The sequence below is a fragment of the Bacillus sp. SG-1 genome (assembly GCF_000181495.1).
Lineage (GTDB): Bacteria > Bacillota > Bacilli > Bacillales > Bacillaceae_B > Rossellomorea.
Genome location: NZ_ABCF01000001.1, coordinates 525,514 through 550,858, shown reverse-complemented (window position 1 = coordinate 550,858; position 25,345 = coordinate 525,514). Strand labels below are relative to the sequence as shown.

Sequence of the window (25,345 nt, the reverse complement as noted above, 5' to 3'; positions counted from 1 at the left end):
TTCTTTGAAAAAAGTGGACCATCCCTTAGGATTATGGTCCACTTTTTTTGTTCCGGACGGAGGGACAGGTTCCTTGTCCCGGGATTATTGAACCCTTTTTTTGTTAAACAGCTAATATTCTTAGCAAGAATGATCCAAGATTTCAAATGATTTTGGTAAATACGGACTATTCGTCGAGTTAATAATCCAAAATTTTAACTTGCTATCGAGAATTGGACCTAATCTAATTTTCCTGGCGGTTATGACACAAGACTTCCAGTGAAAAGCATTAAAAAAAAGCACCCACTAATGATTACGAGGATGCTCTTTTTTGAAAATATATGAATTTAAATTGCTCTCTACCTTGACCCCTATTCAACTCACTTCTTTTGCTCACCAAGCTGATGCCGGTCAGGAGCCCCCGGTGGTTCTTCCATCCATTTATTTTGGATCATGATTTTTGCTCCTTCTTTAGCAAATAGGCCAATCTGCGCTGACAGCCGTTCATACATAAGGATTAAGTCTGACCTTTGGCTTAGAGATGCAGCAGTTGCGTAGTTGCCCAAACCAGCAGTGGTCAACAAGCCCATTTGGAACATCATTAACTTTTCTGAAAAGACGGAGGTCGTGCTGTCTGTGATAGCATGATCAGCAGATATCGGTGCCTGGATATCATCTTTCAGCAACACATCAGAGAATTTGTCAAGGTGACTCTTGGAAATCTCATTTCCCTTTTGCATATATTTTTTCACTTCTGTCGATTGAGCTGTCTGCATGAAAGCAGAAGTCAGCATAAAGCCAATTTGATTGGTTTCAATATTCATGCTTAAATGAGTAATTTCTAGAGCATTAAGGATTCGGGGTGATAATAAGGGATTTAAACCGCTCATATAGTTTTTATTATTCACAAACTTTGCTTGTTTCGGATACGGAATGTATGGACTCCTTAAAAATACTCCCATATCTAGAGCTATGTCCGAGGACAACTGGTATAATTCCTCCACCTGTCTCAGGCATTTCCCGAAAAGAAGCCGTACATCTTTTCTGGCTGCAAGAGATAAGGTACCAGAATGTGTGACCATGCCTACCCTTGCCATATGTAGAGTTAACGTCAATTTGAAAGTATCCGTAAATAAATCAGGCGCATTCAGCTCCACATCTTTGTCACTAAAGCCATAAGGAAGCGGAAGGTTTTCCTGGCTATACATCTTTTCGTATTCTATGAGATGGCTGGAAGCAATTTCGTAAGCTTTCTCTATCGCTGGTTTAATCTTTTTATTTTGAACTTTTTCTTTCATAAACCGAATGAACTGAAAAGACATACTATCGTACATATAAGAAGACCATAAAGAACCTATTTCTGCTGCAGTTAGACTAACTTGATTTTTATCCATTCATTACCCCACTCTACAATTAGTAAAGATATATAATTTTATTATTTTGCGAATGGAGGACATTATACGGATAAAGCACAAAAAATATTAGGGGATAGCATGCTTTTCCTACTTTTTTAACATACTAATAATCGAACGAATGCTATGCACCCTTCCGGAAAAAATAAACAAATCATCATAATTCTGTTGAATGAAGTCGTCAATGATGATTATTTTTTCATTCACTTTCTCGGTATTCAACAACGTTTGTCTCTCTTCCCCATCAAACTTCGTCAACCGCTTTAACTCATCCGCTAAGAGTTGCAGCCTGAATTCCTCGACAAGCAGCTTCAGCCGGTACAAAATGTCCTGATTCACCACAATGTTTGACTGTTGATCATGAATTCGGGAAACCAAATCAATAAACCCTTGCAGGTTCACTGTGAGGAGCTTAGCTTTTTGCAAGTTGAAGTTCAATTTGGACTCACCTCTCGTGTAACCTTTTTATTATATATAATGGGCTGCGACGGTATTGATGCTGCTTTAGGTAAATTAAGTTTTTTCATGTGGCTTAACAAGTATCCAAATACCTTATACTGAACAGATAAAAGTGTACATCCGTTTGGACACTACTGAAATAGCACGAGAATATGCCATGTTTTCAATTATAAAGCTTCAAATCTGCACTTTAAGGGGTCATGTTGGAATAGCTTTCTCAAGAAAAAGAACTTACCCTATTCTGGATAAGCCATCATAAATTTAGCGAAACCCTTAAACCCACTCTTTTCCGTGTTGACGAATGAATTCAATTTCTTTTTGGTAGTGTTCATAATGTCCTTCATCTATCATTCTTTGAAAAGCAATGTCTCCTTCACCTGCTTTTCGTTTCATTGTTTTGCATAATCCTTCTAATCGCAGCAATACAATATCCAAATAATCATTTTCCAAGCAGTCCATTCCGTAAGCTTCAAAAAACATCTGAACTCGTTGCTTTTTACGGATGGCATCTTGTGCGGGATCATAATATACCGCTTCACCTGTTTCGGTATGATAGAGCCTGCTTAAAGGGACGCAAGTGTAAAGAGTATAAGCTATATCCCAAAGTCTCGGCCCTGGAGCAGCAAGGTCAAAATCAATTATCCCTACAGGTTTTTCATAATGAAAAATAATATTGTAAATGGCAAAATCATTGTGACAGACAACTTCTCTGCTATTTGGAGTATTGTCGAGTGGTTTCCACTCTTCAGTTATAGGGAAGTCACTCACCGCATCATGGTACTGACGGAGCATCTTCGCTATTTCTTTTAAAGCAACATCCGACCACATGTATTTTTTCAAAGGATAATTACCAGCTTCTCCTTCGATAAATGATAAAACCTCTCTGTCTTTTTCATCCACTCCCATGAACTTCGGTGTACGATCAAAGCCTTTGTTCTCCAATTGTTTCAATAATGTTTGAATTTTAATACTATCAGGCTTTAATTCTCTCCGAACAGTATCACCCGAACGATACACGTTTGAAACATTCCCACCTGTTAGCTTTTCTTCATTTTCGTACGGATTTTTCATGTAAACTCCCCCAATTTAGGGACTCGATGTTGGGCTCAATAGAGATGTAATTTTTCCCCTATAAAAAAAGCAGATATACAAAGGTATCCGCTGGGTAATGGGAATTCGAATGTCCAATCATGTATCCCTTGAATGATTTCAGATTGACAAATATGCGTATCCTTCCAGTTGAAGAACCGCTGTGTGTCTCTATCCTATTAAAGCATCATTTCAAGGTATTCCATGTGAAATATAGATTCCCCTTTCTTTACATCTCTACAACCTACATTAACAAATTTTAGTAAACAAACAAGAAATATCCAATTACTTAAATGGTTTTGCCCAATAACCTTCTGAAGCCAATCGAAGTCTTCAAACTAATATTATTTATTTTTCTTGCCCATGAGTGCAGTAGCGATTGCACTAAAAATATCACCAATTACTGTTAGAATACCTGCCATCTTTTTCACTCCTTCTTTGTGAAAAGTTCATTTCATATGTATTTTCTGATTTAACCTAACTCCAACACTAATGGAATACTGAACTATTGAAAAATGTGGCAAAAGATATGACAGAGCAGCCCAAAAATAGAATGCCCCAGAATCTTTTTCTATCGATTACGAAAGATTCAATACAATAAATTAACATAGTTAGACCGAAAAGCAACTGCAAAAATGGAAGAAGTTCGCTTCGATCAGTTAGCAGCCCGTAGAGTGAAAAGATAATTATGAATACTGCTATAACTTGTCTGCTTATTTTTAACAAATTAACATCCCCTATTATAGTCCGCTTTATTTTAACAAGTGTCAGGAATTTGAACGTTTATCAATACAAATATGTAAAAATGTCATTAATAAACGCTATAGATATAATAATAGCTGCCACAATGTAAAAACACCCGCTTTTGAAGCGCTTGATCTTAAATTGTTCAATTCCCATTAGTGAATACATCAATAATTGAATGAAAAGGATGATGAATAAGGGCATCTGAAGTGAACAAATGCAAGACCTAACCCAATGATAGCAAGGATATAGTTGAATATCTCTAAAAACTTTACCCTTCTCCCTCCTCGCTCCTTAAAACTCGCAACCATCGTATTTTTTAGTAATGTAGCTTTTATCTAAAAAAAAACATAACATTATTTAAAATGTATGCTTGAAATGAAACAAAGAATCCGAACAATGATGCAGCTACATTCATATATCCATATAGTTTTCTTTCATTCTTTAATTCATAGATTCCCATTATCAATAAGAAAACACTTAACAGAAACATATTGTAAGTCATTAGGTGAAAGTCCTTAGTCAATAAGATATAAACTGACAAAACGACTACAACAACTGAGAAGTATATCCGAAGCTTTCTTAAGTATGGTGCTTTTTCTTGCCTCTCTTTAGTCAGTGTCTTACCCTCCAACCCTAGCATGAATTAATTCTACAGCATTATATTAACATAAAATCCCATGAACATTTGTACAATTAACTAAAATCCACTTACATGTTGCTTCGAGAAATACCCATGTTCCAAATACACAAATCTGTGTGCAGATTTTACAAAAAAAAATTTGCTATAAATCGTGCAATGCCACCTCTTAAAAATATTTGCTGAATCGACGGTCATCTAGATCTCTTGCATGTATTGAATCAATTTCTTGGCTTCTTCGTGGTTTGCCCCTCTATCTAAAGCATTCCTAAAAAGATTGTAAGCGGATGGATCGTTCACCTGCAACCACTTGAACGCTTTTTTAGGACCTAGAAACCATAAGCCCTTCATCTCGAAGTAGAGTTCCAGGCAGTCTTTCAGCATCCAATGAAAGCGATAATTCCCTTCAAGATCACCTTTCTCCGACCTTAAATACATCTTCTGAAGCCATGCTTTTAAAAAGTCCTTTTCTTCCTGAGTAAGTTTATCGGGGCCGTCATTATAGACAACCTCAACCTTTGACAAAAACTTCTCAGCGACCCCTTTTTCATTTAATAAAATCCTGCCTCCATGGACTCGTAGAAATTCACCGGGTTGGTTCATTTTGTCGCTGTTATAAACCCAAACATCCAATTGCTTGCCTTGGAACATCTCCACGTCATTCTTCTCTTCTGTGTGATCCCAAAAACAAAGGATATCTATATCGCTTTCTTCTGTATAATCGCCAGAAATATACGATCCATAAAGAATGATCGTATGACAGTTATACTTTTGTATTAAATATTTTTTCACTTGTTGAATCAGACCTTCAATAGTCACCATGAATCCTCCTAAACTCTTAATTACAAATATTCTATACACTCCACATATTACCATAATGAACCAATTCAGTTCCTTACTGAGAATAAAAACTCCTTTGTCCACCCAATCGCTACCTTTAGGAAAGTAAAAAGAAGAGAAGTTTCTTGTTCTCTTCTTCACATGACTATCAAACGCTGTACTTTATATTTCTTCGGGCAATTTCTTTAAGCCTCTCAGTCGGATTGCTTCACACTAAGCACGGTAATCGTAATCAGGATTACAGCCATCCCAACAACTTGAATGCCGGTCAACTGATTTCCCAGTAGCAGAACACCAAACAAGGAAGCTGTCACCGGTTCTACCATGGCGACCATCGAGGCAGTTGCCGCGGAAGTTTTCCGAATGCCGAATACATACAATATAAAGGAAATGCCGGCACCTACCAATCCCAAAAGTAAAAACCACCATATATCACTGGACGTTAACACATCAGCTGCCTCTCCTTTATTCACAAAAAGAAAGAGGATTAGACAAAATGAAAAAAAAGCAATTGTTAACACTGTTTGCGGTTTTCCTATTGAGGAGGCTTTTTTAAAACCGAAAATGAATAAAGCATAAGAAAGTCCTGCCCCAAGCCCGGCTGCCGTCCCTGCAAAGCTTACTGAAATGGATTCTGTGTTATAGGCACCTGTCAGGAGGATAATCCCGAAAAGCACACCTGTAATGCAGCCCCATTTAAACCAGGTAGAGCGTTCAATACGTAATAAAAAGGAGATTAATAGGACGAACACTGGTGCGGTGTACATCAGAGTAGCCGCCACAGCCACACTTGAGGCTTTAATACTCAGAAAATAAAAAGTGAAATTACCGGCAACACCAACGCCCGCTAATAGAGACCATATGTATAAACGATTAGAGAACATCCAATTCTGTCTAAATCGGAAAAGAAACCAGACGAAGAAACATATAAATCCGACAGCCCCCCGGTAAAGTGAAATGACAAGTGGATCCCAGCCCTTGTTCATTAAAATATCGGCAATTCCCCCACTAATCCCCCAGCATATAGCGGCTAGTATAACTAAGCCTATCCCTGCATATTTCATCGTGTCCCTCCTACATTGGCATGAATCTGAAAACACTATCCTTTACGTTCCGAACTCAACACATCAAGGTAGTAACGTAATTCCTTTAATTTCTCATGCCTAAACCTATTTGATGGAGGATCAGGTTCTAGAGTAAGCCGTACATCACCAAAATCCACAAAAAAAGACAGATGAAAAACTTCATCTGCCCTGATTTATTATATTATTATGTATAGAATGTACTGTATGTATTTTGAAGAGTTGATTATTGTCCCAACCTATTCACTCTTCCTCTTCTACTGACAATTAAGTCATCTACTGCTTTTTCACTACTTTTAAACAATTCTTTGACATACGAGGAACGGGATGTGGGTCGAGCCGTCCGGTTTGCATCCTCTGATAGATAAGTTGACTTCGACTGAATTCTTCGTGCCCTTCTTACCCTTTTTTTTCGTCCTGCCATTGTCTCATTAACCAAAATACCATCCTCCTTTACCTTTTCACACCTATATTTTACCAAATCCCAACATATGTATCTACCAGTAATTTACTATATTTCCACTTTCCTGTGCCTCATGTTTAATGAAATTATCCACCACCTAACACCTGCTTTACCTTACTTTATAAACTAGTTTAGTTGCTTGTCACTTTCTGGCCGAGCCATTAAGGCATTTCCACACACAAAAAAGCTGACTCCTCTTATTAATGAAGTCAGCATTCAGTAGAAATCTACTTCTTTTATATATAGGGTTAAATTGTAGGCGAATCTGGCAATTGCACAAGAACCCCCTACAAATTATTCATCTAAACATATCTTCCACAACACTTCTTATACTTTTTCCCGCTGCCGCAAGGACAAGGCTCATTCCGGCCGACCTTCACGACTTCTATTCTTTGAGAAGTTCCTGCAGACCGTACATGCTGTAAATGGTTCTTCTCAACACTGCTTAATTCTACAGATGTATGTCCCTTAAGGAACCATTGCCGCGTATTATTCATGAGTTTGACGACTCGATCCATTACCGATTGAATCGTTTCTAAAGAGTCAAACTCAACGGAATAGGTCAAGAACTGCATAACATCGTTTGGACCGTGTCCGATCCTGGCAGCATACACACATTCTTCTGCGATTTGGTCAGCTTTTTCCTTACCGATATTGAAATTTTTCTCAAGATAATTGACAAACTGACTATAGCTCGCATTTCGTTCAACAAAATCCGGTACACCTGCCGTAAGAAGCTGCTGTTTGGTAAAAGGGTAAAATTCCACATTGATTCTGGACTCATGCTCTTGTAAAACTCTTTTAGGGGAAAATACCCTGCTGTCAGAATAGCCTTCCTCATCTATTTGAATATCCCGCTCGCGATATAAGTTAGCTTCATGGATGACATGGAGGTATGTCTTAAGGCGCAAAGTTTCCCCTAAGTGTTTTTCCAGCATGTCTATTAATGTTGTAAGAGGTAATGTGCCATAATAATACAACAAACCTCTCGTCAATTTAAGCCACTCAGTATTCCTTTTCACAGTCAACTGAACCTCTTTATCGTTTGCCAGTTCTGTGATAGGTTCAATCAGTTCTTCAGGCACCGCCAAAATCTGCTTCCCTGCATAGGTCCCCGAATAAAACAATCCAGTGGCACGAAAATATTCCACTTGCTCCGGCTCAAGCTTGTTTGCAGGAAGATATCCATCGTTTTTAGCGATCTTCGTCAACCAGCCAAAACGTTCGCTGTCCCATAAAAGATATTGATTACCAAGTGAAGGAATCCACTCTTCCAATACACTTAAAAGCTCTGCCTTCTTTAAACTGCTGGCATTCGGGATCTCCATCTTTTTTCTGATAGCATCAAGCTCTGTTTTGGTGTAACTACTTAACCCTTCATGAAGGGTTAAAGGGACGCTTATTTCTCCCCAAAGCCTCTTATGTTGTTTCGCTTCCTCTTCGTCTCTAAAATCGCTTAATCCTGATAAAACATTTTGCATCGCTGAATCCAAACTCTTGTCACTCATCATGTCACCTTCTCTATATCTAATAAAACGAGGGTTGCACTGAAAGGCTCCCCCTCTTTTTCGTCCAAATGTTAAAGGATAATACTCTAAGTATTATCCTAATAGGTATATTTATTTACGTGAACAACCTGAACTAGTGTAACATGAAATTGAGAAAAGTTTATAGGAGTAACAATGAAATTGTGGCGAAAAAAATATCCAACCAATTGAAGTACTGTTGAAAAACCAGAAAAGGTAAATGTCGGCCCCCTCCTGAGATTAGAAACTCACCGAACGGAAGGTAAGAAAAACTGATACTAACACGCCGAATTCATGTGGTATAATGATTCAAAAGGAGGTGTTGAAATTGGAACAAGCATTAAAACAAATTATGCTAGAATTAAAAGAATTAAAGCAAGGACAAGGCTTGTTAGTGGAAATGAATGAACGACTTAAAAAAGTTGAAGGAAATGTAGCACATCTAGAAGGTTCTTTAAATAGAGTAAAAGACAAAGTAGAAAGTGTAGATGGAACTGTTAGAAAAATTGAGAGTACTGTGAACAGAATTGAAGTTTCTCAAACTGAGGATGTAGTTGGGATGTTAAAAATCTCAAAAAAGAATACTGAATTAGAAACTGATTATATTAACAGCAGACTTACTCAAATGGATAAGCGTATTTTTCAATTAGAAAAAAGAGTCGAATACTGAACAAATGCTGCAGTGAATCTCTTATAATCAGCTCCATATCTCATCTTTTATCTTATAAAACTCGTACTCTAGATAAAGCTCATTGGCCAGCTATCAAGCTTATTCTCGTGATTACAAGTATGCCCGCCTAAATTAAAATCAATTATGTTACACATACTCCACCACAAAATTCCTGACAAAGATCCACCCCCTTCCCCACTTTAAATTCTCGTGTTACCCAAACTTCAAAGAACTGAAAAGCGACAAATGCGATCGCTTATCCAGCTCTAATATTGTTTACATAATAATATTATGATTGATATTTTCCTTAGTGACTTCCCGCATTCCCTTAATACTCCACTAACATGCCATACATCTCTAAATTTTAGCGTATGAATAATTACTGCGCGGAAAATCAGTTAGGGACAGGTCCCTTTTACCTATTATAAGTAAGCCAGTCAAAAAACGGGCCAGTTCACCAGTCCCGTACTCCATTATTCAACTTCCTATTATTCAAATGACTCTGCTGTATCAATCAATTCTTCTTTCTTTACTTCCTTTTCTGACTGTTTACCGTAATAGGTGAGGGAATAAGAAATACCATCTTCACTCCATTTCAGTATCATAGCTTCCGCACCGTTTACCGCATATTGCCCAGTAATCTCTCCTATCTCTACTTCTTCAAATTCCAACATTGAGCTTTCAACATTCTTTCCATTAACAGCCACTAGACCCATTGTATTTTTGATTTTTTCATTGTCTCCGTAACTCATAAAATCAATCATCAGCCTAGTGTCCTGGTTTGGTGGATGAATCACTTGTGTATCTGTCACTTTAAACGGAGTATTAGTAGGCAAACGAGGCTGAAATGCCCCTTCTTTAAGTTCTTCTTTTAATTTTGAATTATCAAAGGTTTCGAGATTGCTAGAACCCCCGATTCCCCCACATGCTGCTAATAAAAATACCACGACTAACACGAATAATTTCTTCAAAGAATCCCTCCTAGTTAATTAATTTACGATTTATAAAGATGAAAGTTTCAGTTTTTAGTTAAAAATTTCACCCAATTACCCAATGCAATAATAAAACAAAGTAATCGGGACGGAGGGACAAAATCCCATTAGACATAAGCCAGTCAAAAAACGGAACAGTTCACTTGTCTCTTTGTCCCCCCTCAAAAACAAAAAAACCGGCTATCATTTTTAGACGACAACCAGCTCTTAGAAGAATTCAAGAATTGCCTCTTACTAATGCCAAAAACCTTCCACACTTATCCCGGATCTCACTGTGAAAAGGTTACGCTCCTAAATCTTCGAATAATTAAATTCATATCTGGGATTGGTGTAATACGGAGGTCTAGACTTAATTTGAGGTGCTGGCCACTGATGACCATCATATTGCATTTGCACCTTTTTTGATGATTCTGTTTTTAATAGGTAGTGGGCTCGAGGGCTGAAAAATACCACAATGGTTCCTCCTTCTTAAAAGAAAAGTTTATACAGCATATTCGGTTTACTGGTCGACGTCACTGCCTGACAGAATATTGATTACGTCAGGAACATTCAGCTCATGGGCGAATACTGTATTAACAAATCTTAGTCATTCAACAGGAGGTCTTTATGAACAACTACCATTTCCAACATCACGGCGGGTACCCTCAAATACAGCAGGATGAAGCACATCAGCTGAAGGAGATCCAGCATATGCAGCACCTCTTTCACACCCACCGTGTAAATGATCCCTATCCGCTTTACCCTCGATACGGACAGATAACACAATACCAGGATGTCCCAATCACGGTACCTGAGCAACGTCAATATTACCAACCTGGGCATGAAAGTTTAATGGTTCCAAGGCCAATCATTGAGGATCCGAATTATAAAGGAAGTGGAAAACTCTCAGGAAAAGTGGCGCTTATAACGGGTGGCGATAGTGGGATGGGGGCTGCAGCAGCCATTGCCTTTGCAAAGGAAGGGGCTCATCTGGCCATTGCCTATTTGAATGAACATGACGATGCACAACGTACAAAATCACGAATTGAGCAGATAGGACAACATTGCCTATTGCTGCCAGGAGACTTACGTAATAAAGATCATTGCAGATTCATTGTCGAAGAAACGATTAGGACATTTGGAAGACTTGATATCTTATGTAATCATGTTGGTATTCAATTTCAGCAGCCAAAGTTAACCGATATAACAGACGAACAGTTCGATGACACCTTCAAAGTAAATATTTATTCTCATTTTTACACAACTCGGGCAGCCCTTCCATATTTGAAACCAGGAAGTTCAATTATTGAAACAACATCCATAGTTACCTATACCGGCTACCCTGAAATGATTGATTACACAGCAACAAAAGGAGCTCAGGTTGGGTTTATCCGATCTCTTTCTAAGAATGTGATCAAGGATGGTATCCGTGTGAATGGGATTGCCCCCGGTCCTATCTGGACACCGCTGATTCCGTCCAGTTTTACCGCTGACAGAGTTGCGACTTTCGGTGCATCAAATCCCATGAGCAGGCCCGCACAACCATTTGAGCTCGCACCTACCTTTGTGTATCTTGCCTCAGACGACTCCCGCTATGTCAATGGGCAAGTATTGCACGTCGATGGAGGACAATCAACAAGTTCTTAATGGATTTAATATGGTTATCTGCCTCTTAAGAACCCTTTCTATCTTAAGAGGCTTACTAGTGTTCCAGCGTGATTCTCACCGTAGTTTATCGTTGTAGACTTTATCAAGCACGCTTTATTCACTACTTTCCTTAAAGCCATTTAACATTAATTCAAGTGAAGGTTTACATATTTGCTCCTATGCAGATTCATGTGAAGTAGAATTAACCGAAACCCTATCCTTCTTTCCACTCTGCCAAATAATCAACCAGCACTTTTTTTAGTTCCTGCCCTATTCGTGAGTAGGCTTCATCCTCCAAATTGGCAAGTGACACGCGGATGGACCATGCCGGGGCCAGGAAGCCTTCGCCGCTCATCAGGACGATTGATGACTTTTCGGCCAGGCGGAATAAAATATCCTCCGGGTTATAATTACTTTTCAAGTAGTCCAAGAACCCTTCTTCAAAATGGTGTTTGCACCAAATCTCCAAATCAATCTTAGTATAGTAATCCGCTTCGTTCGGTAAATGTTTCTTCGGCAGCCCCAGACCTTCGTATAAAAGATTCATTCTTCGGTGTAGGATGTCATTCGTTTTTTGTTTGTACTCATTCTTGGTATCGAGCATGGCAAAAATTGAAAAGATCGCCATTTGGATCTGCTGCGGCGTTGATAATCCAGCTGTATGGTTCAACGCTACATCCCTGCTGTCAGCTACCATACGGTCAATGATCTTCAGCTCTTCAGGATTCTGTGTGAGTGAAGCATACCTTTTGTTGAGGACTTCCCGCTTTTCCTCCGGCAGCTCTCTTATCAGCTTATCAAACACATTGTTCTCGTTGATGGCGATGGTCCCTAAGCGCCAGCCCGTCACACCAAAATACTTGGAATAGGAATACACACCGATTGTATTGAAAGGCAGATCAACCATCAGAGAGCGGAACCCATCCACAAAAGTACCGTATACATCGTCGGAGATTATCATGAGATTTGGGTTATCTTGTTTTACTATATCGATAATTCTATCAACGGATTCTTTATTCAAAGCCACGGACGGCGGGTTGCTCGGATTCACAATGAACAGTGCCTTGATGTCCTTATCTTTTAACTTATCTAATTCCTCAGCCGGGTATTGCCATGTATGATGGCCTTCCTCATCAATTTCCGTTGCCTTTATTTTCACCAGCTCATAGTTATTGTCAGGCAGTTCGGGAATCTCTATGTATGGCGGAAAAATGGGGACCATCAGGGCTATTTTTGATCCTCTCGGGAGCAAGTGATTTTTATATAACGTCTCGAATATATAACACATCGCAGCCGTTGCCCCTTCAACCGCAAACAAATCAAACGGGCCGCAGGTAGAATCGTCCCCACACATCTCCTTCAATAAAAAATCGTGTACAACTTGTTCCGTCCTGACAAGCATACGATCGGGATTGGGATAGTTGTCCCCGATGATTCCATCGACTAATTCATAGAGCCAGGCATCCGGCTCGAAGTGTTTCTTTTGAATGCCGTAATCAACAACTTTCTTCAACAAAGGGATGCCTGGCTGCTGGTTGTCTTGTACATATTGATTGAACCGGTCGGCCATCCCTGTTCGACTTGGCATTCCAGTCAAATCACCTTCATCCCATACCCTCCTGGATTCAGTAATCGCAAATTGGCCGAGAGCAAAAAATGCTTCACGAGGTGTTGCCGCAATCCAGTTTGGATTCCCACGGCCGGCGTCCAGCATCGAGCGGGTCATCCTCTTTTTCCCAGTGGCCAGATCAATAAGTTTGTCTTTTAATTCGAACGGGCTGATTTTATGTATTTCTTGGCTTTCTTTCTTTGGATCATTCATAAAAGTCCTCCTAAGGGCACAGTTATTTCTTTCCAAAAGTATTCCACAACTCAGATTGGAATATGAAAGAAAAAATTAGGCTGTGAAAACAGGAGTGGCAAGTAAATCTACTCTATATGCGGAACACGATTCATATAGTAAGTTGGCACTAGGTGAAATTCAACACACTTCCCTTACCAGCAGAGTGAGCACGAATGGATAAGACTACCTTACAACTTATATTTTTGTAAAAATTACATCATCACCATCCTAGGAAGAGGAAAACTTTCACCTCCCGAAAATTACCATTTTGATAGGTTGGCACTTCTAAAAAGACCTTGTGTTATTATAAAGTGTATATACAAGTTAATATATTTCCCGTGATGAAGGAGTACTCATTATTCTTTACTGATTACAATCACTTCTATATAAATATTCACATCGGGAGCAAGGAGGAAAATGATTGTCAATTAAGTCACTTGATAATTTATATTTTATGCCGGCGGCAGAAGACATCCTTCACCACCTTAGTTCATTAATAGATGCGAACACTTTTTTTCTTGCTTGCAACGATTTAAAAACAAACACTATTATTAAAGCGTTAAACAAAGCAGAAATTCTTGTTCGGGAAGGGAATATCCCTTTTCCGGAATCCTATTGCTCACTAGTAGTGGATAATTGTACGTATCCAACGGTCATTCAAAATACGGTGTTAGATGAAGACACTAAGGATATGTCAGTTACTAAAGCACAAGGCAGCAGCAGTTTCGTTGGATTCCCAATAAAATTACGTAATGGAGAATTGTTTGGGACTTTGTGTGCTATGGATAGGAATTACACTTTTAGTGATAAAGACCTTAAATTAATAGTTTCAATCTCTCATTTTCTTGGATATCTCATTGATCTGGAACGAGATGTGTATTATGACTCATTAACAGGACTTTATACACGACAGTATTTAAATATGTTTTTTGAAGCTTTTGAAGTCAGCAATGACCGCTATCCTTCTATATTTTTAATCAATCTAAACCGGTTTAGAAACGTAAACGCTTCTGTGGATTTAGGAGATTTTTTAATTACAGAAATAGCTGATCGATTGAAAACGTGTGCAGGAGAAGACGGATTGGCAGTACGCCTGCACGGAGATGAATTTGTAGTCATTACCTTTGATTTAAAGACCGATGAGCAGCGCGGCCAATATGCGGAACAGTTGCTTAACGAAATAGCCGCACCCATTGTTACAAAGTTTCAAACCTTTCATCTGACTGCAAGTATCGGTATAAGCGTGTATGATTTAGATCAGTGTTGCAATATTGACACACTAATTAAGTTAGCAGGTTTCGCAAAAGATTCAGTAAATGGAACAGGGTCAAAACGCTACACCTTCTGTACCCCTGAGATCATCCTAAAAAAAGAGCGGAGTGTTTGGATAGAGTCCCATTTATTGCAGGAGCTAAGTGAAAATAAATTTGAGATGTACTACCAACCTCAATATCATATCAGTACAAGAAGGCTTACAGGTTTTGAAGCGCTTATTCGATGGAAAAGTGAAAAATTCGGTTTCATTTCTCCAGCAGAATTTATACCTATGGCAGAAACAACTGGACAGATTATCCCCCTTGGCAATTGGATATTTGAAACGGTGTGCAAGCAGATATCGGTTTGGAACAAAAAATATGGAACTGGATTCTCTGTAGCAATTAATATTTCTCCTGCTCAATTTCTTCATTACGGCCATGATGTTGATAACTTAGATCACATTCTGATAAAGTATGGGATTTTGCCAAGCCAAATTCACTTTGAGATAACAGAAACGTCCTTGATTCCATTGACTGAGACACTTGTCCCTATTCTAGCTAAAGTTAGAAGTAAAGGAATTAAGATTGCACTCGATGACTTTGGAACCGGATATTCATCTGTTCTTTATTTAAGAAACCTCCCCATCGATATTATTAAAATAGATCAAGTGTTTGTGAGGAATTTAACCGTTAACTCAAAAGATAATAAAATTATCCAAGCCATAATTGACTTGGCAAACGCCCTTGATATTGAGGTAGTTGCAGAAGGAATCGAAAGTGAAGAGATACTGCTGCTCCTTGACTCTATTGGTTGTGGCACTGCTCAAGGTTACCTTCTCGGCAAACCGATGGAATTGGATCATGCTTCCGAACTTCTTCAAGAAAAAAGTTTGTCATTCACTCGAAATTAGTGATATGAAGGAAGCCAGTAAAAAAACGGGGCAGTTCACCTGTCCCGTTTTCCTATTATGATTATTCGATTATCCATAACTGCTCTATCAACTAGATTGTTCACCTCGACAAAACCAGCTTGTTGCCAATTTTCGCAAACCTTAATAAAACAAAAAACCCGCCAAAGCATTGACGGGTTTCTTCCTATTTCCCTCCACCCGCACTGACCGTACTTTCCAACACCTTATCAGCCGCCCACTTCCTGGCGAATAAACCAGTATAGATAAGTGTCGTACCAAGCATGACAATGAATCCGATATAGACGGACATCATCGTTGGCATGAGGAAGGCACCGATGATGATGCTGGAACGTGCAATAAGGTCCGCCCCACTGAATGACAGGCCGGAAAAGGCAGAGTAAGAACCTCTCTGATCGTCAGGGATCATGTTGGCCTGCTCTGCATTCCGAATCGGAGAGTATATCAACTCACCCATCGTGGCAATCAGATTGAAGGCAATCAGTACATACCATGTGTTAGCGGATGTCACGGTCACATAACCGATTCCATAGAGGATCAGACCGAACAGAAGTGCATGTTTTTTGTTGAGCCGGTCGGTGAAACGGTTGACGATAAATGTGAAACATACCACTAGAAGCATGTTCTCGATATTCAGGATACTCAACATCCTAACCCCTGCAATTTCAAAGCTCCCGATGCTAACCGATTCAAACGTTTCAGCCAAGCGGATTCCGATATAGCTGTTCAATGAGAACTCTGCCGCGAAAATGAACGTCGATCCCGCGACGACTTTGGTGAACGCTGAGTCTTTCAATGCCACCCGGTAATTATTGATGAGATCGATGAAGACATTTTGGTGCTTTTTCTGCAGCTGGTCCTTAAAATGATCCTCCAGCCAAATTCCATACGCAATAGGAATGGTTATGGAGGTGAACGTCAACATCATAAACAGTTCGGTCTGATGGTTAAGGTATAACAAGCCCCCAAGCGCGGCACCGATTGCCATTGAAAGATTGATGAGCCAGTAATCAAGTGCATAGACGGCTTTTCTATTTTCCGGAGTAGTAGAATCGATAATAATGGCATGCATTGCCGGACGGCCGAGACTGCTGGTGATAATGAATCCTATGTAGGCACCTGCGAACAGAACAATCAGCTTATCCTGCGGAAACAGACTGATGGTCATGATTAAGAAAAACAAGGCATTGAGCCAAGAGGTCGTTAATAGTACTTTTTTTCTTGGAAATCGGTCAGAGATATACCCGCCAACCAGATTGATCACGAATCCAATCACCACCGTCATGATCAGGAACGCCCCTGCCCAAACCTTATTCATTTCCTGTGCAAAGAATAAGGCCATAAACGGCATGACAGCTGATGAAACAGCTCGATTAAAGAATGACGTGATCATCCTTACTTTAATATTTCTCGGTAATTCCTTCCACTTCATATTGTCCACTCCCTTTGTATACTGTATATTAAACTAGACGTACATATATAAAAATAGACATCTCAAAAAAAGGTGTCCCCTTTTGGAGGTAATACCATTGGATAACAAACTGCTCACGCTCTGGAGGTATTATCCTTCTGGAAGCATCCGGGTTGAAGAAATAGCAGAAACCCTTCAGTTAAGTCATAAACAGACCACCCGCTACTTGAAGAAATGGGATGAACAGGACTGGATTGCTTTTAAACCAGGAAAAGGGCGCGGAAATGTCTCCGCCTTGACTTGGAAAAAAGAAGTGGAAGCACTATTTGAAAAAGAAGCTCTACAAAGAATCGATCAGGAGCCGGTTGAACGGAGCAGCAAATATTTGATGTTCAATTGGTCCACAGACAGCAAAATGAGATTGATGAATAAATTTCAATCGAAGCTTGGTTTCATTCAAGAGTCCAAAGACAAACTGATTGTCCCGAAACGATATCCATTCTTCTCGATTCACCCTCTAGAAGCAGCCGATGTCTTCAGTGCACATTTGGTGGCGAATGTCTTTAATCGTCTCGTCTCCATCACCGAAGAAGGTAAAATCATCCCGGAACTTGCACATAGCTGGGATACCTCTCCTGCAAAAACACGTCTGTATCTTAGGAAGGATGTTAAATTTCATGACGGCTCCATCCTGACAGCTCAACACGTGGCAGAATGTCTGGAAAAACTTCGGCGGCACAAGCATTATGCAGAACTCTGGGCACCGATTGTATCCATTGAAGTAAAGTCTTCTCTTATCATCGATATTCATCACCCGGAAGGCTGCAGCTATACACTGCCTATGCTCACGATGATGTGCGGGAGCATTTATAGGGAAACGAAAGAACGGATTTTGGGTACAGGCTGCTTTTCACTCCAGGAAAACAGTGACCAGAAAACAACGCTATCTGCATTCTCCGATCACTTTCTGGAAAGACCGTTGCTTGATGCAGTGGAGTTCGTCCAGGTACCGATGGATTTCCAAGGAATCTACCATTCTCAAGTTCAGCAAAAACGTTCTGCATCAGTGGAAGTGCAAAGTGATTCCGGCTTCGGTATTGTCGTGATGAATCCTTGCCGTGACTCCGCCATCCAACGTAAAGAAGTTCGTGATTATCTGCATTGGATCATTGCCAAGAACAGACATTCTATTGGGGAGTGCAGTCCTCGGCTGATACCGAACAAAAAGAGTGTCATGGTTGGCCAAGATCAATCTTTCAATATTCAAGAAGTTGACCGGCCCCCTTTCAATGAGCCGATTGTGATTCGAGGAGCGAGCCATACAGAAAAGCCAACGCGATGGCTTGCTGACATATTTGAAAAAGAAAAAATTCCTTACGTCATCAAGTGGTTCTCCTTTTCTGACACACTGACGAAACAACCGGAGACACTCGATGTTGACCTCTTCATTCACGGGGAGATTTTCGAGTCAAACCAAGATTTCTCATTTTATCATTTCTTACAAAATGGGTTCTCCCCTCTTTATCATATTTTCAAAGAAAACGAGGGAATGAAGCAGCTTGCAGAAGAGTACCTTCAGACACCATTTGAAAATTGGTCAGATCTTAATTTAAAAGTGGAAAAGAAGCTAATCGAAGACTCGATCATGATCCCCCTTTATTATGAGAAACGATTTATCCCATTCTCATCAGACATCATGAACATTAAGTTCAAGCATTTTGGGTATGTCGATTTTTCAAAATTGTGGGTGCGGCCTGAGGTGTAGGTGGGAAGAATGAGGGAACTTTTACTGTTCTGAGGAATTATGATAAAAAATATATTTCAGGCCGAATTTAAAAATGCTCCATACATATAGAGCATTGAACTAGCTAATATTATTTAGAATGCTTCTCAAGCAATTCGATAATTCTATCTAATTTCTTGTTGATATCATCAGAGGTGTTACTAGTCACCTTAGTATTAATAAGCAGTCTGCGAATAAAAAGGGTAAACGAAATAGCTCCCAGAAGTAGTAAAGAGATGATAACAGCTAAATATAGAAAATCACCAATGTACATAATTATCCCCTATCATTTTTGGATAATTATAACATGAATTAAACTATAGTGGTGTTGCTGTATGAGGTAAATATTTAATCATTAAACGGTTTTCCTTTACTGAATTATAAAATGCATTGAAGTAACTATTAAAAAGAGTTATAAGTTATCGGACAATTTATATTAAATTATTGATGCTTTAATCCAAGAAAGGCCTGTAAGTTCCCTATCTGAGCTACAATTTATTTTATTGGCACGGTATTCATTCATTGCGGGGTGACGTCTTTTGAATAAGAATATTGTATACGGAGATTTAATTTTTTATTTGATTTTCCCAATTGTCATTTGGAATATAGGGAGAGATTATATAGGGGATTACTATGCGATGTTAGCATCTTCGGTACCTGGGATTATATATAGTATGATTAGGTTTGCTCTCTTAAAGAAGATTAATCTCTTTGGTGTATTTATAGTTAGTAACCTACTAATTGGGACCTTAATTGATGTCCTTTCTGGTTCAGCAATTAATTTACTTTGGAATAATGTCTTTTATTCGTATTTTATAGGTTTACTCTTTGTTTCTACCATATTTATTAATAAGCCAATTGCTCTATACTTTGCTTTAGATTTCGTGGAATTGCAAGGTCAAAATCGAATAAAAATGAGGGAAGTATTTTATCAACCAAGAGTATTAACCATTTTTAAACTCATTACTTTTGGATTTGCTTTTAGAGATATATTATTAGCATCCATAAAAGTATGGCTAATCGTTACATATGGAATTGAATCTTTTGACAAAGGGTTGATACTAAGGCAAGTATTAAGCTGGATCCTTACTGGATTATCCATATACGGCTTTATATATATTTCTAAGTTAATCAATGACAATTCTAAGTCCACTAATAAAGCTCTATAAGTTAAGCGAAGGTTCCGGTAAATGACAGTTTAGTTTAAGCAGGTCAGGGTTCTGTAGTAAAATTATACAAGAACATTACAGAGGAGATAGTAAATGATGAAAGGAATATATGAATTTATAAGTGAAACACAGTTAAAAAAGTATGCAGAACTTTCTGTACGAGCTGGTGTAAATTTGCAAAAAAATCAATTATTGATTATTCATAGTGATGTACAAAATGCTGCGTTTGCACGTTTAATCCAAACGGCAGCTTATGAGTCAGGAGCTTCAAATGTTTTCATAAATTGGACAGATGAACAGTCTGCTAAAGAATTTTACCTACATGCAGCAGATAGTGCCATCGATCACTTTCCTGATTGGCAGGCTGCCCGTTTTAAGGAGTGGGACGATGAAGGTGCTGCTTACATCCATATTATTTCTGAGAATTTAGACCTCTTTAAGGAAGTTTCTGCAGAAAGGATAAGTCGTTTTCAAAAAGCTTCGCGTACCAAATTGAGTGATTATCATGCGAAAATAAGATCTCACGAAGTACGCTGGTGTCTGCTGACTGTCCCGTACGTTGCATGGGCAGCCAAAGTATTTCCCCATCTAAGTAAAGAAGAAGCTGTGCGAACATTATGGAAAATGATTTTAAAAGGGGCTCGGGCAGATGGGAAAGATCCTATAAACGATTGGGAGAGTCACAATCGAGCCTTGAAGTCGCGAAAGAAATTCCTAAACAAGAGCCAATTTCAAGCCCTGCATTTTACAAATAGCCGTGGAACTGATTTAACGATTGGTCTGCCTGATAATCATCTCTATATCGGCGGGGGCGTCAAGGATAAAAACGGAATCTCTTTCTTTCCGAACATTCCTACGGAAGAAATATTTACTGCTCCCCATAAAAATAAGGTGAACGGCAAATTGGTTGGTACAAAACCTCTTATCTATGGAGGAAGTGTCATCGATGATTTCTATCTGATTTTTAAAGATGGACGGATTACCGACTATTATGCCGGGAAGGGACAAGAAGTGCTGCAAAATCCCATCGAAACAGACGAAGGTTCCCATTATCTGGGTGAAATTGCCTTGGTCTCAAATAAGTCACCTCTTGCTCAGACAGAGACTCTTTTTTACAATACCTTGTTCGATGAAAATACGGCCTGCCATATTGGTATCGGAAATGCCTCTCCCTCCAATATTCATAATGGCACTGACCTAACGGAGGAAGAGTTGAAGGCAACTGGGCTGAATAGTTCACTCTTATTAGTCAATGTAACCTTTGGTACTGAAGATATGAAAGTAGTGGGCATTAAAGAAGGTGGAACTGAAGTAGTGCTAATGAAGGATGGCGATTTTCAATTCTAAAGAGCTTATATGCAGGAACCACCAATTCCGAGTATATCAGCTGCAAGTCCCTTCCCCTTAGACAATGAGATCATAGAATAAGGGAAAAAATTTCCCTTAGGGAAGAAATGTCGAGTAAAATAGGGCAAATAAGGGAAAAATCTTCCGCTATTAACTTAAAAAACACAAAAATTGTATGAATGAGCAGACTTAACGGTAAATTTTTCCCTTATTTCTCTCTCTTCAGCTTAATTCTGCAGTTTAACGGAAAAAATTACCCTTATTTTAAGTCCCCTATCTCTTTCCCTTGGTGAAATGGATATATTATGTGCTTTTTATTTCGAATTCATAGTAAAAAGCTGCCCCTTCCCCTTAGACAAGGCAAAAGACCCGTCAATCGACGAGTCTTTTTTAAATCTCAAAGCTTTTTGAAGCTGAAACACTGTTCAACTCCCCGTCTCATTAAATTCTTTACACCGTCATCTTCCAACTCGACACTGCAAGCCAGTTTTCTTTCTCTTTATAGTCTGGCACGATTTTTCCTACAAGACGCCAGAAGGACCGGTCATGATTGAGATGGACCATGTGACACATTTCGTGAATGACTACATAATCGATAACTTCCGGGGGAGCCATGGCAAGCTTCCAATTGAAGGTCATCTTCCTTTTCGCATCACAGGTTCCCCATGTTTTTTTGCTGTCAGTTACTTTGATGGAAGTCGGTTTGGTTTTAAAGTGATGTTGGTGTTTGGAAATACTCTTCTCTACCATCGCTTTACACCGTTGGTAGTAAAAACGTTTCAAAGCCTGTTTGATTCGTTCTTCTTCCATCTGTTGGACAAAGACATGCATTGTTTTATCATCAAACTTGATATGATCTTGCTTGATGGTTGGATCCTGATGGACTTCTATAGGATACGTCTTTCCTAAGTACAGAAAAGGTTCACCCTGAACATAGACCTTTTCCTGGTCTCCCTTCAGGCGCTCTTTCCTTTCCTTCGAGTTTTCCAAAATCGCTTCCCAGTTATCCTCTACTAACTTAAGGATAGACTCATCAGGCGTGCCTCTGGGAGCTTGCACCTCAACATGTCCATAACTATCAAGATAAATACCGATGGATTTCCGGTTCTTATAATTAATGTCAAAATGGATCGTTTCACCTAAAAAAGTATGATTCATGACTTATCCTCTGTATCTGATTGTTAATCCTTTTAAGAAATTCCTGGCATAGCGATCACCGCAAATTTGATAATTTTTATGGCCTTCTCTTCGTAAGATGGCGCCCATTTCCCCTTTGGTGACCGTCACACCTGCATCCTGCAAGATATCGATCATATCTTCACTAGTTAAAGAGAGAGCAATTTTCACTTTTTTTAGCAGAAGGTTATTCACGTGTTCATAGCTTAACGCCGGACGGTCGGGATCAACTGGCTTAGGTCCTCTTTTAAATGTAATGAAACCATTTAAGAAAGACTCGAACATTTCATCATCACATGGTATATGATTGTCCGACGGAACCTCATCGTCCTCTGATTTGGTAAGGACCTTCATCACTTCTTCTTTGGACAAATCGATGCCGCCAAGCTTGAAAATCTCCACCATCTCTGTATTTTTAATATCAAGTGCATATCGTAAGCGGATTAATATATCGTTATTATCTATATTCATTGGTAAACCTCCTGTAATTTTGCACGTGTCATTCTCTAAGAAAAATTATAAGGAATGACACTGAATCTTTAGCTTACCACTTTAAGGAGCTTGTACATAGTATGAAGTGAATGTTATACGAAACATACATGCTTATTTCTTTGGAACTGAATTAGTGCTTTGATTAGAGGGCCTAAAGATGTCCTTGCGCTTGTAAAAGATATACAAACATTAGAACTTGAATTATTTGCCCCTCTTTATTGTAACTATTCCGTAACTCCCCATATGTACAATTCGAAGTATCAAATCAAAGGGGTTGATTTTTTTCTATGACAGGTAGACGGTTATGGCTTATGACGGTGGCTTTGATCATGGTCCTTGCATGTTTAGTGTTTCCAGGTTCGTATTCTGCAGCAGGACAGTTTCTTAATGGTTCATATGGCGGTAAACCTTATAAGCTTTATGTTCCCAATGGGTACGATTCCAATAAAACTTACCCTTTATATGTCATGCTTCACGGATGCACACAGGATGCCAGTCAGTTTGCGACTGGAACAAAGATGAATACGCTGGCTGATGAGAAAAGTTTCTTGGTTTTGTATCCGGAGCAAACGAGCAGTGGGAACTCTAATAAGTGCTGGAACTGGTTCGAGACAGCACATCAGTCAAGGGGAAGTGGAGAGCCTGCGATTATTGCGGGCATGGTAAATACCGTAAAGAATAACTATTCAATTCAGGATGAACACGTATATGCAGCTGGTCTTTCAGCTGGAGCTGCCATGAGTGTGATCATGGGGGCAACTTATCCTGATCTCTTTTCGGGAATTGGAGTCGGAGCAGGACTCGAATACAAAGCAGCAACAAGTATGTCGGGTGCTTTCACAGCGATGTCCAGCGGAGGTCCCGATCCTACGCAGCAAGGCATTTCGGCCTATGGAGCAATGGGCAGCCGAGCTAAGATGCTGCCCGTCATTGTCTTTCATGGAACCTCCGACTATACAGTCTATCCGGTTAATGCTGACCAGGTCACTACACAATGGGCTGTCACCAATGATTTGGCACAAAACGGAGCAGATGATGACTGGATTGATGACCGGGCCGAACGTACGGAAAACTTCACTGTGCCAGGTGGGAGAAGTTATAGTGTAAGTGATTACGAGGCGGGAGACGGAAAGGTCTGGATGAAAAAGGTGATGGTCCACAGTATGGGGCATGCCTGGTCAGGCGGCAGCTCACAAGGAAGCTATACCGATCCGAATGGACCAGATGCCAGCCGGATGATGTGGGAGTTCTTTGATTCTTTCAAAGATGGTAGTGACGGAGAAACGGACACCACCGCTCCGGTTACGACAGCCGATCCACAAGGAGGAACGTACAATCAGTCCGTTCAGGTAGCACTGCAGGCAAATGAGGAAGCTACTACTTATTACACAGTAGACGGTTCAGCTCCAACGGTGAATTCTACTTTGTATACAGAACCCATTCTGATTACGGAGAACACTACGATTAAATTTTTCAGCGTTGACTCTTCAGGAAACAAAGAAACAACTAAACAGGAAATCTATGTTATTGATGAATCCGCTCCTCCAGTAGAAGGCTTAACCATTCCTTCCCTATCAGCAGAAGATGGATTTGTCGGCCAATTCACCGCGGATGGAAAAGGGACCGGCGACATCAAGGTTGGAGATAAAGGAATGTACAACACAGACACCTATAGAGGGATTCTATCATTTGATACAAGCACCCTTGGTCAAACAACAATAGAATCGGCCGTTATCCGCCTTTACACAAAATCTCTAAAAGGAACGGTTTCAGCGGTTGGAGCCGATATAAAGAATGGAACCTTTGGTACCGCAGCGATTGAGCAAAGCGATTATTCCGCAGTTGCCAGCTTAAGTAACGTTGCGAGCGTCCAATCACCTTCTGCCACTGGATACATTGACTTAGTTCTACCTGCCAGCGCATTAACGCAAATCAATAAAGGTGGCAAAACCCAATTCAGACTAAAAGCCACAACCACCGCAGGATACAATCAAAATCAGATAGAGTTTTATGGAGGCGGTAATGACGCACAGTCCCCTGTTTTAATTATTAATGGGGGAACAGAGTGAACATATAATTGATTCAGGAAACGATTAGCGGGAATCTCGCTGGTCGTTTTTTTTTGCTGATGATGACGATGTACGTGGTAAAAAACTACATTACATGCTTTTTCACACCTAGGTACAAAGTTCTTTATCACCTCTTTATCATTTTAAGATCAATGTGATTTTGATACTGAACGCCCAAAGAAACTTTAATGTTTTCTGAATAATAAGCTCGAGATAAGTGGTCAGAGTGGTTAGCGAACAGATATCTGGTATTTCTCCCAAAGAATCAGTGAAATTTGAAAAATAAAGTAAAGAATAAACTTCGTAGAATCTCAGAAGCTGGAAATGAGGATTTCCATGTAAAAAAAA

Annotated in this window: 20 protein-coding genes; 7 read left to right on the top strand and 13 right to left on the bottom strand. The window is 39.5% G+C overall.

The window, feature by feature from the left end:
• Positions 1-359: 359 nt before the first annotated feature.
• From BSG1_RS02890 to BSG1_RS02855, 7 genes are all read right to left on the bottom strand, one after another.
• Complete coding sequence (locus tag BSG1_RS02890) at positions 360-1,373, bottom strand: DUF3231 family protein (RefSeq protein WP_044022246.1); 1,014 nt, start codon at positions 1,371-1,373, stop codon at positions 360-362.
• Between the two features lie 108 nt (positions 1,374-1,481).
• The gene (locus BSG1_RS02885) at positions 1,482-1,829 is read right to left on the bottom strand and encodes a hypothetical protein (RefSeq protein WP_006835322.1); all 348 of its coding nucleotides are present in this window, start codon (positions 1,827-1,829) and stop codon (positions 1,482-1,484) included.
• 294 nt (positions 1,830-2,123) lie between these two features.
• Complete coding sequence (locus tag BSG1_RS02880) at positions 2,124-2,921, bottom strand: phosphotransferase (RefSeq protein ID WP_006835321.1); 798 nt, start codon at positions 2,919-2,921, stop codon at positions 2,124-2,126.
• A gap of 1,096 nt (positions 2,922-4,017) precedes the next feature.
• Positions 4,018-4,176, bottom strand: a complete 159-nt coding sequence (locus BSG1_RS21695) for a DUF3953 domain-containing protein (protein WP_442852151.1) — start codon at positions 4,174-4,176, stop codon at positions 4,018-4,020.
• Positions 4,177-4,521: 345 nt separating this feature from the next.
• Positions 4,522-5,142, bottom strand: coding sequence for a nucleotidyltransferase domain-containing protein (locus BSG1_RS02870; RefSeq protein WP_044022339.1), 621 nt, complete (start codon positions 5,140-5,142; stop codon positions 4,522-4,524).
• 215 nt (positions 5,143-5,357) lie between these two features.
• Positions 5,358-6,227 carry a DMT family transporter gene (locus BSG1_RS02865; protein ID WP_044022245.1) on the bottom strand — a complete coding sequence of 290 codons (870 nt, stop codon included), beginning with the start codon at positions 6,225-6,227 and terminating at the stop codon, positions 5,358-5,360.
• Positions 6,228-7,010: 783 nt separating this feature from the next.
• Positions 7,011-8,216: a Rho termination factor N-terminal domain-containing protein gene (locus tag BSG1_RS02855; protein ID WP_232214173.1), complete on the bottom strand. Its 1,206-nt coding sequence runs from the start codon at positions 8,214-8,216 to the stop codon at positions 7,011-7,013.
• A 346-nt stretch (positions 8,217-8,562) separates the two neighbouring features.
• Here BSG1_RS02855 and BSG1_RS02850 point away from each other — a divergent pair, with 346 nt between their 5' ends.
• On the top strand, positions 8,563-8,904 hold the full coding sequence (locus BSG1_RS02850; RefSeq protein ID WP_044022243.1) for a hypothetical protein: 342 nt from the start codon (positions 8,563-8,565) through the stop codon (positions 8,902-8,904).
• Positions 8,905-9,392: 488 nt separating this feature from the next.
• On the opposite strand, the gene BSG1_RS02845 is transcribed toward BSG1_RS02850, so the two are convergent.
• Positions 9,393-9,875: a DUF4367 domain-containing protein gene (locus BSG1_RS02845; protein ID WP_006835314.1), complete on the bottom strand. Its 483-nt coding sequence runs from the start codon at positions 9,873-9,875 to the stop codon at positions 9,393-9,395.
• A 627-nt stretch (positions 9,876-10,502) separates the two neighbouring features.
• Between BSG1_RS02845 and BSG1_RS02840 the strand changes: the two genes are divergently transcribed.
• Positions 10,503-11,522, top strand: coding sequence for an SDR family oxidoreductase (locus BSG1_RS02840; protein WP_006835313.1), 1,020 nt, complete (start codon positions 10,503-10,505; stop codon positions 11,520-11,522).
• 214 nt (positions 11,523-11,736) lie between these two features.
• On the opposite strand, the gene aspD is transcribed toward BSG1_RS02840, so the two are convergent.
• A complete protein-coding gene (gene aspD, locus BSG1_RS02835) occupies positions 11,737-13,344 on the bottom strand; it encodes an aspartate 4-decarboxylase (protein ID WP_006835312.1) in 1,608 nt (535 codons plus the stop codon).
• Between the two features lie 442 nt (positions 13,345-13,786).
• Here aspD and BSG1_RS02830 point away from each other — a divergent pair, with 442 nt between their 5' ends.
• The gene (locus BSG1_RS02830; RefSeq protein WP_052302345.1) at positions 13,787-15,532 is read left to right on the top strand and encodes a sensor domain-containing phosphodiesterase; all 1,746 of its coding nucleotides are present in this window, start codon (positions 13,787-13,789) and stop codon (positions 15,530-15,532) included.
• 184 nt (positions 15,533-15,716) lie between these two features.
• On the opposite strand, the gene BSG1_RS02825 is transcribed toward BSG1_RS02830, so the two are convergent.
• Positions 15,717-16,982 carry an MDR family MFS transporter gene (locus tag BSG1_RS02825; protein WP_006835310.1) on the bottom strand — a complete coding sequence of 422 codons (1,266 nt, stop codon included), beginning with the start codon at positions 16,980-16,982 and terminating at the stop codon, positions 15,717-15,719.
• A gap of 97 nt (positions 16,983-17,079) precedes the next feature.
• Here BSG1_RS02825 and BSG1_RS02820 point away from each other — a divergent pair, with 97 nt between their 5' ends.
• Positions 17,080-18,726 carry an ABC transporter substrate-binding protein gene (locus BSG1_RS02820; RefSeq protein ID WP_006835309.1) on the top strand — a complete coding sequence of 549 codons (1,647 nt, stop codon included), beginning with the start codon at positions 17,080-17,082 and terminating at the stop codon, positions 18,724-18,726.
• Positions 18,727-18,835: 109 nt separating this feature from the next.
• Here the strand turns inward: BSG1_RS02820 and BSG1_RS02815 are convergent, their stop codons facing one another.
• Positions 18,836-19,018, bottom strand: a complete 183-nt coding sequence (locus BSG1_RS02815; protein ID WP_006835308.1) for a DUF4083 domain-containing protein — start codon at positions 19,016-19,018, stop codon at positions 18,836-18,838.
• A 265-nt stretch (positions 19,019-19,283) separates the two neighbouring features.
• Here BSG1_RS02815 and BSG1_RS02810 point away from each other — a divergent pair, with 265 nt between their 5' ends.
• Positions 19,284-19,913: a VC0807 family protein gene (locus BSG1_RS02810; RefSeq protein WP_006835307.1), complete on the top strand. Its 630-nt coding sequence runs from the start codon at positions 19,284-19,286 to the stop codon at positions 19,911-19,913.
• 93 nt (positions 19,914-20,006) lie between these two features.
• A complete protein-coding gene (locus BSG1_RS02805; protein ID WP_006835306.1) occupies positions 20,007-21,260 on the top strand; it encodes an aminopeptidase in 1,254 nt (417 codons plus the stop codon).
• Positions 21,261-21,710: 450 nt separating this feature from the next.
• Here the strand turns inward: BSG1_RS02805 and BSG1_RS02800 are convergent, their stop codons facing one another.
• A complete protein-coding gene (locus BSG1_RS02800) occupies positions 21,711-22,418 on the bottom strand; it encodes a M48 family metallopeptidase (protein ID WP_006835305.1) in 708 nt (235 codons plus the stop codon).
• A 3-nt stretch (positions 22,419-22,421) separates the two neighbouring features.
• The gene (locus tag BSG1_RS02795; protein WP_006835304.1) at positions 22,422-22,907 is read right to left on the bottom strand and encodes a DUF1456 family protein; all 486 of its coding nucleotides are present in this window, start codon (positions 22,905-22,907) and stop codon (positions 22,422-22,424) included.
• 308 nt (positions 22,908-23,215) lie between these two features.
• Here BSG1_RS02795 and BSG1_RS02790 point away from each other — a divergent pair, with 308 nt between their 5' ends.
• Positions 23,216-24,997: an extracellular catalytic domain type 1 short-chain-length polyhydroxyalkanoate depolymerase gene (locus tag BSG1_RS02790; protein ID WP_156791349.1), complete on the top strand. Its 1,782-nt coding sequence runs from the start codon at positions 23,216-23,218 to the stop codon at positions 24,995-24,997.
• Positions 24,998-25,345: the final 348 nt, after the last annotated feature.

What these genes read in the sequence shown, in the direction of transcription:
- BSG1_RS02805 (WP_006835306.1), top strand. Translation starts at nt 20,007, where the DNA reads ATGATGAAAGGAATATATGAATTTATAAGTGAAACACAGTTAAAAAAG.
- BSG1_RS02790 (WP_156791349.1), top strand. Translation starts at nt 23,216, where the DNA reads ATGACAGGTAGACGGTTATGGCTTATGACGGTGGCTTTGATCATGGTC.
- BSG1_RS21695 (WP_442852151.1), bottom strand. Translation starts at nt 4,176, where the DNA reads ATGTTTCTGTTAAGTGTTTTCTTATTGATAATGGGAATCTATGAATTA.
- BSG1_RS02865 (WP_044022245.1), bottom strand. Translation starts at nt 6,227, where the DNA reads ATGAAATATGCAGGGATAGGCTTAGTTATACTAGCCGCTATATGCTGG.
- BSG1_RS02880 (WP_006835321.1), bottom strand. Translation starts at nt 2,921, where the DNA reads ATGAAAAATCCGTACGAAAATGAAGAAAAGCTAACAGGTGGGAATGTT.
- BSG1_RS02890 (WP_044022246.1), bottom strand. Translation starts at nt 1,373, where the DNA reads ATGGATAAAAATCAAGTTAGTCTAACTGCAGCAGAAATAGGTTCTTTA.
- BSG1_RS02840 (WP_006835313.1), top strand. Translation starts at nt 10,503, where the DNA reads ATGAACAACTACCATTTCCAACATCACGGCGGGTACCCTCAAATACAG.
- BSG1_RS02855 (WP_232214173.1), bottom strand. Translation starts at nt 8,216, where the DNA reads ATGAGTGACAAGAGTTTGGATTCAGCGATGCAAAATGTTTTATCAGGA.
- BSG1_RS02815 (WP_006835308.1), bottom strand. Translation starts at nt 19,018, where the DNA reads ATGTACATTGGTGATTTTCTATATTTAGCTGTTATCATCTCTTTACTA.
- BSG1_RS02800 (WP_006835305.1), bottom strand. Translation starts at nt 22,418, where the DNA reads ATGAATCATACTTTTTTAGGTGAAACGATCCATTTTGACATTAATTAT.
- aspD (WP_006835312.1), bottom strand. Translation starts at nt 13,344, where the DNA reads ATGAATGATCCAAAGAAAGAAAGCCAAGAAATACATAAAATCAGCCCG.
- BSG1_RS02825 (WP_006835310.1), bottom strand. Translation starts at nt 16,982, where the DNA reads ATGAAGTGGAAGGAATTACCGAGAAATATTAAAGTAAGGATGATCACG.
- BSG1_RS02795 (WP_006835304.1), bottom strand. Translation starts at nt 22,907, where the DNA reads ATGAATATAGATAATAACGATATATTAATCCGCTTACGATATGCACTT.